A 6,951-nucleotide genomic window follows, 5' to 3' on the forward strand; every position below is an offset into this window, starting at 1 on the left:
CGCATGCGTTTGGTGGCAGACATTGGCGGGACGAATGCACGTTTGGCTTTGTGCAAAGACGTTGCAATCGTCCCGCAAACCGTTCGCAATTTTAGCAATGACGACTTGCCGCACCTCTACGATATCGTAACGGCCTATCTCAAAGACCACGCGTCTGCGCCGCTGGATGAAATGGTTATCGCCGTTGCGGGGCCGGTTCACGGTGACAAAGCGGTGCTGACAAACCGGAATTGGACAATTCTAAGGACCGAATTGCTCCAACGGTTCGGCTGTAAGCACGTGATTCTGGTCAACGATTTGTCTTCACTTGGGTATGCAGTCCCTTCACTGCTCCCAACCCAGTTGCGGCGCATTTATAACGGTCCCGTGTTGCCGTCAAGGACCGGGCAATCTTTGGTCGTCGGGATCGGGACGGGATTTAACGTTAGCCCTGTTTTGAGTACACCCAACGGCGTTCATTGCCTTGCCGTCGAAGCAGGGCATATTTCTATGCCAAAAAACGTGTCGGACATGCTTAAGGCAATCGGTCATTCGCCAGACCTGTTTCAAACGATCGAAACACTGTTTTCAGGACGCGGCTTAACGTTGTTTTGCCAGCAGGTTACCGGCGACGATACCTTGCTCGGAACCACTGCGATCCAGTCCTACAAGACGTCAATCAACCCGGCCATTTCGAATGCCGTTGATCACTACGCTGCACTGATTGGACAGCTGTTGCGTGATCTGTCGCTGGCCTATATGCCGTCCTCTGGCATATATCTTGCAGGCAGCGTCGCCAGGGCTGTTTTAAGCATATCAACGGCCCGACTTATCGATGTCTTTGCGCAACCTTGCGACATCTTTGGCGACCGAATACATAGTCTGTTCACAATCGAAGACGACTTTGCCGCCCTCTATGGGTGTGCGGCTCATGACCATAGAAAGTGAGGTAGATTGCGGCTTCTAGTACAAGCTACACTGCAGTTCCCGTGAATGTAAGTAACCACCCGCCTAGCGTGTGAGATACTGCCCAAGGGGTGTAGGTTTAGTCCTATGCCCTTTTGCTCATAAAGCCGGGCCTCAGTCTCATACATCTTGCGGCTCGTGGCGTGGGGGTGAATGGTGCGTTTGTCCCGCACAGTGGGCCTCGGTGCAAAGCGCAGCGAATGTCTGCTTCCCGCCCATGCACTAAATCGCTCCGCGATAGGGGCGCTTGCTGCGGGTGTAGGGCTTAACAGGGATTTGTTGCGCGATTCTAGATTTTGGGTGTGTGCTGTTGGTCGAGGTGATTTTGCCTCGATTGACAGAGGATATTCCGATGAACATTCAACAATCGACACCAACGACGCCCCTTCGTGCGCGCATGATTTCCGATATGTCAGGGCGCAATCTCGGCCCTGCATCACAGAGTAGTCACCTGCGCGCCTGTAAGCGTTTTGCGGCTTGGTTAGGGCGCTCGCCAGAGACGGCCACGCCAGACGATGTGAAGTATTTCCAACAACACCTGATCGAGAGCGGCGTCAGCATCTGCACCCGAAACCAAACGATGACAGGGGTCAAGTTTCTGCTCCGCGTGACCCTTCGACGGCATGATCTTGTGGCCGAGATCTTCCATTTGAAGGAACCGGTGAAAGTGCCACTGGTGCTGAGCAAAAAGGAGATTAAACGCATTCTGGCTATGGCTCCGAGCCTGAAGGCGCGCGTGATGTTGTCGCTGGCTTATGGCTGCGGGATGCGTGCGGGCGAGGTCGTGCGGCTCAAAGTTGGTGATATTGATAGCGATCAGGAAATCATCCGCATCGTGCAATCGAAGGGGCGCAAGGATCGCATCGTCATGCTGCCTGTCGATATTTTGAGCCTGCTGCGCGACTGGTGGAAAGAACGGCCGACCGGTCAGGACAAGGATGTTCCTGCACCCGAGCGGGTCCTCTTTCCCGGCTATCGCGGCAAACACCTCTCAGCGCGACAGATATCGCGGCTATTTAAAGAGACCGCGCGGGAAGCCGGGATCACCAAACCGGTCACGCTGCACACGTTGAGGCACAGTTTTGCAACCCATCTGTTGGAGCGCGGCGTCGATATCCGGGTGATCCAAGCCTTGCTCGGGCATTCCAAACTGACAACTACTGCGCGCTATGCCAGCGTTGCCACGGGCATGATTGCGGCAGTGGACAGTCCGCTGGATGATCTGAATGGAGCCAAGCGGAAGAAGGGCAAGCCTTAGCCTTCATAGGCCACCATGCCCAGTCGATCACTGGAGGTCGCGGATATCTTCCGTGACCATGGTGCTGCTTGGCGTGCCGCAAACGCAGGACACATCAGCCTGAACCAGTTCAAAGTCATGAGTGCGATTGAGCGCTGTCGAACCGCGGCGCTTGGCGGTCATGTCGCGCGCTGCGCCGACTGCGCGCATGAGCATATCGCCTACAACTCATGCCGCAACCGTCACTGCCCAAAATGCCAGGCGGGTGCAGCGAAGATATGGCTTGCGGCACGTGAGGCTGAACTGCTGCCTGTGCGGTATTTCCATCTGGTCTTCACCTTGCCAAAGCAGATTGCTGACATCGCATATCAGAACAAACGCGAGATCTATAATCTTCTGATGCGGGCAAGCGCGGACACTGTGGTCAGAATCGCCGCTGATCCTAAACATCTGGGGGCAAAGGTTGGCATAACGTCGGTCCTTCACACTTGGGGCTCGGCGATGACCCACCACCCCCATGTCCATATGATCGTGCCGGGGGGAGGGCTTTCGACAGATGGTTCAAAATGGATCGCCTGCCGCAAGAACTTCTTCCTGTCTGTCCACGTTCTATCCCGCTTGTATCGGCGGCTCATTCTGGAAGGGCTGGCCAAGCTGCATAAGGCCGGGAAACTGCAATTCTTCGGCGATCTCACAAACCTTGCAGATCGAAATGTCTTTGACACTTTCCTGCAACCGCTGCGTAAAATCGAATGGGTGGTCTACGCCAAAGAACCCTTCACCGGGCCAAAAGCGGTGCTGGCATACCTATCGCGCTACACACATCGGATTGCCATTTCAAACAGCCGGTTGATCCGTTTCGATTCAATTTTTCGATACTTCTAAGTATTTGATCCCATGGTTTGATGGTGCGATCTGTTCTTTGGAATGGAAGGAGGCATTCTGGGACAAATGGACCACAGGAGCGCCTCGTACTGTTCCGCATTCTCCAACCAACTTGAGGGACAGGAACTGTCCAAGTCCGTGGATTTGTGTCAGGTCGTGCCCCAGAACACCAAAGAGTGCAGCGCGGACATCGAACGACGGCGTTCCAACTTGTTTTGTCTTGGTCCGAGCTTTGGGCACGCTCGACAACCTGTGCCACAGCGTCCCGCTTGAACTCATCTGTAAACCGAATTCCCTTACTCATATCCGTCTCTCTTTGCTTGGGCAAACAGTTGAGTACGTTCATCGTTTTGTGTTGCCAGCAACGTTGGTGCCGCGTTGTGGGATAGACTTCATCCATAGCGGCCCAGAACCCCATGGCACCGTCCCTGATGGCCAGCTTGGGGGCATTCATCCCCCGGCTTTTGAGGCTCAACAGAACTTCGCGCCAGCTCTGCGTGGACTCGCGCACCCCGTCCTCGATAGCCAAGAACCGCTTCTTGCCACGGGCTGTGACGCCAACAATCACAAGGGCGCAGAGCTTATCATCTTCGCCTCGAAGGCCACTGTGGACGCCGTCGGCCCAGATGTAGACCAAAGGTTCATCCTCCAGCACTGCCTCTCTCCAGCCGTCATATTCCTTGGCCCAATCACGCTTCAGCCGCGAGACCGTATTTGCTGATAAGCCAGCGGCATCAGGACCCAGAAGAACCTTGAGGGCCGCGCCCATTTCGCCACTGGAAATCCCTTTGAGGTAGAGCCACGGCAAGGCCGCTTCCAACAACAAATCAACCAGATACGCCGCCAACCTTCAAATCCCAGAAACACCAGATTCAGTCAGAGCTCCCATTGAACAGCTGTTACCGTGTAATTTCACAGTGTGAAGCTCGGCTTACTTTATTGGCATAGTTTTTCAGTCACTCATTTAGTGTTAAATCATTTTTTAATTTGGGATTCTGAAACACAAAAGCCGCCCCAAGGGGCTGCTAAGTATTAATGATCATCGAATGAGAGATACAAGCGCTTTATATTGGAATTCTTTACTAGGTTTGGCAGTGACTTACTCTCCCACGTCTTAAGACGCAGTACCATCAGCGCAACGGTGCTTAACGACTGGGTTCGGAATGGAGCCAGGTGTTTCACTCGTGCTATGACCACCAAACCAAGAAAAGAATTTACAATATCAAGCGTTGTCCAAGTCAGCATTACTGTTCGTGGTATGTGTATGACTTCATTGTCTAGTATTACAAGGCATGCCTTGCTTCTACTGGATCAAATCAAGCCTATCGAGCCATTAGTACCAGTCAACTGAACGCATTGCTGCGCTTACATCTCTGGCCTATCGACGAGGTAGTCTACCTCGGCTCTCAGGGATATCTTGTTTTGAGGGGGGCTTCCCGCTTAGATGCCTTCAGCGGTTATCCTGTCCGTTCATAGCTACCCAGCACTGCCGTTGGCACGACAACTGGTCCACCAGTGGAACGTTCACCCCGGTCCTCTCGTACTAGGGGCAACTCCTCTCAAATATCCTACACCCACGGAAGATAGGGACCGAACTGTCTCACGACGTTCTAAACCCAGCTCACGTACCTCTTTAAATGGCGAACAGCCATACCCTTGGGACCTGCTCCAGCCCCAGGATGAGATGAGCCGACATCGAGGTGCCAAACACTGCCGTCGATATGGACTCTTGGGCAGTATCAGCCTGTTATCCCCGGCGTACCTTTTATCCGTTGAGCGATGGCCCTTCCACTCGGGACCACCGGATCACTATGACCGACTTTCGTCTCTGCTCGACTTGTCAGTCTCGCAGTCAGGCTGGCTTATGCCATTGCACTCAACGACCGATTTCCGACCGGTCTGAGCCAACCTTCGCGCGCCTCCGTTACTATTTAGGAGGCGACCGCCCCAGTCAAACTACCCACCACGCAGGGTCCCGGATCCGGATAACGGACCGCGGTTAGATATCAAACAAAACAAGGGTGGTATCTCAAAGGAGGCTCCACAGAAACTAGCGTTCCTGCTTCAAAGCCTACCACCTATTCTGCACATGTTGTGTCTAATACCAATGCGAAGCTGTAGTAAAGGTGCACGGGGTCTTTCCGTCTAACCGCGGGAAACCTGCATCTTGACAGGTAATTCAATTTCGCTGAGTCGATGTTGGAGACAGCGGGGAAGTCGTTACGCCATTCGTGCAGGTCGGAACTTACCCGACAAGGAATTTCGCTACCTTAGGACCGTTATAGTTACGGCCGCCGTTTACCTGGGCTTCAATTCGGAGCTTGCACTCCTCCTTTTAACCTTCAGGCACCGGGCAGGCGTCAGACCCTATACGTCGTCTTGCGACTTCGCAGAGCCCTGTGTTTTTAGTAAACAGTCGCCACCCCCTGGTTTGTGCCCCCAGTCAATACTTGCGTAGAAACCGGGCCTCCTTCTCGCGAACTTACGGAGGTATTTTGCCGAGTTCCTTCAACATCGTTCTCTCAAGCGCCTTGGTATTCTCTACCAGTCCACCTGTGTCGGTTTAGGGTACGATCTCATGGTGGAGCTATTTCCTGGAACCTCTAAGCAGCCCATTCAATCCAATAAGGATGAACTACCCTCGAGATCCGTCACTACCACCTGGCCCAGGAATATTAACCTGGTTCCCATCGACTACGCCTTTCGGCCTCGCCTTAGGGGTCGGCTTACCCTGCTCAGATTAGCTTTAAGCAGGAACCCTTGGACTTTCGGCGACAGGGTCTCTCACCCTGTTTGTCGCTACTCATGTCATCATTCTCACTAGTGATCTCTCCACCGGATCCCTCACAGGCCGGCTTCATCGAAAATTCCTTGCGTCCAATCCACCCCGAAGGATGGTAAGGACGCATGGAATTATGTCACACTACGCTCTGCTACCATGCACTATGTGCATCCTAAGCTTCGGCTCATGGCTTGAGCCCCGTTACATCTTCGCCGCAGGACAACTTATTTAGACCAGTGAGCTGTTACGCTATCTTTAAAAGATGGCTGCTTCTAAGCCAACTTCCTGGTTGTTTTGGTCGTCCCACCTGCTTTCCCACTTAGCCATGAATTAGGGGCCTTAGCTGTAGGTTAGGGTTGTTTCCCTCTTCACTATGGACGTTAGCATCCACAGTGTGTCTGCCATCTAGTACTCCCGGGTATTCGGAGTTTGGTTAGGGTCAGTAAGGCGGTAAGCCCCCATTGCCCATCCAGTGCTCTACCCCCCGGGGTATTCGGATGACGCTCTACCTAAATAGATTTCGCAGAGAACCAGCTATCTCCGAGTTTGATTGGCCTTTCACCCCTAGGCACACCTCATCCCGATCTTTTTCAACAGATGTGGGTTCGGACCTCCAGTTAGTGTTACCTAACCTTCATCCTGGACATGCCTAGATCACTCGGTTTCGGGTCTGATCCACCTAACTCATTCGCCCTATTAAGACTCGCTTTCGCTGCGCCTACACCTAACGGCTTAAGCTTGCTAGATAGACCAAGTCGATGACCCATTATACAAAAGGTACGCTGTCAGGCCGCAAGGGCCCTCCAACTGATTGTAGGCGTTCGGTTTCAGGTACTGTTTCACTCCCCTCGTCGGGGTGCTTTTCACCTTTCCCTCACGGTACTGGTTCACTATCGGTCAGTAAGGAGTACTTAGCCTTCGAAGGTGGTCCTCCGATGTTCAGACAGAATTTCACGTGTTCCGCCCTACTTAATACGTCCATTCATGCTTCATATACGGGACTGTCACCCACTATGGTTTTGCTTCCCAGCAAATTCTATTCACAATCATGGCTCGGCTGGTCCCATTTCGCTCGCCGCTACTATGGGAGTATCTATTGATT

General features: G+C 53.1%; 2 protein-coding genes, 2 rRNA genes and 2 pseudogenes (1 of these 6 cut by a window edge). 3 read left to right on the plus strand and 3 right to left on the minus strand.

The window, feature by feature from the left end; genetic code table 11:
- Positions 1–3: 3 nt before the first annotated feature.
- The 3 genes and pseudogenes from OA238_RS22140 to OA238_RS22150 all read left to right on the plus strand — a co-directional run.
- Positions 4–927: a glucokinase gene (locus OA238_RS22140; RefSeq protein ID WP_051076550.1), complete on the plus strand. Its 924-nt coding sequence runs from the start codon at positions 4–6 to the stop codon at positions 925–927.
- 370 nt (positions 928–1,297) lie between these two features.
- Positions 1,298–2,203, plus strand: a complete 906-nt coding sequence (locus OA238_RS22145) for a tyrosine-type recombinase/integrase (protein WP_015494990.1) — start codon at positions 1,298–1,300, stop codon at positions 2,201–2,203.
- A gap of 15 nt (positions 2,204–2,218) precedes the next feature.
- Positions 2,219–3,046, plus strand: a pseudogene (locus OA238_RS22150) (IS91 family transposase); the annotation flags it as partial.
- Positions 3,047–3,356: 310 nt separating this feature from the next.
- Here the strand turns inward: OA238_RS22150 and OA238_RS35245 are convergent.
- From OA238_RS35245 to OA238_RS22165, 3 genes and pseudogenes are all read right to left on the minus strand, one after another.
- Positions 3,357–3,887: pseudogene (locus OA238_RS35245) on the minus strand (IS256 family transposase); the annotation flags it as partial.
- A 266-nt stretch (positions 3,888–4,153) separates the two neighbouring features.
- Positions 4,154–4,268 (minus strand): 5S ribosomal RNA (gene rrf, locus OA238_RS22160).
- 111 nt (positions 4,269–4,379) lie between these two features.
- Positions 4,380–6,951: ribosomal RNA gene (locus OA238_RS22165) — 23S ribosomal RNA — on the minus strand; it runs 279 nt beyond the window's last position.

It is taken from the genome of Octadecabacter arcticus 238, from assembly GCF_000155735.2.
GTDB lineage: Bacteria > Pseudomonadota > Alphaproteobacteria > Rhodobacterales > Rhodobacteraceae > Octadecabacter > Octadecabacter arcticus.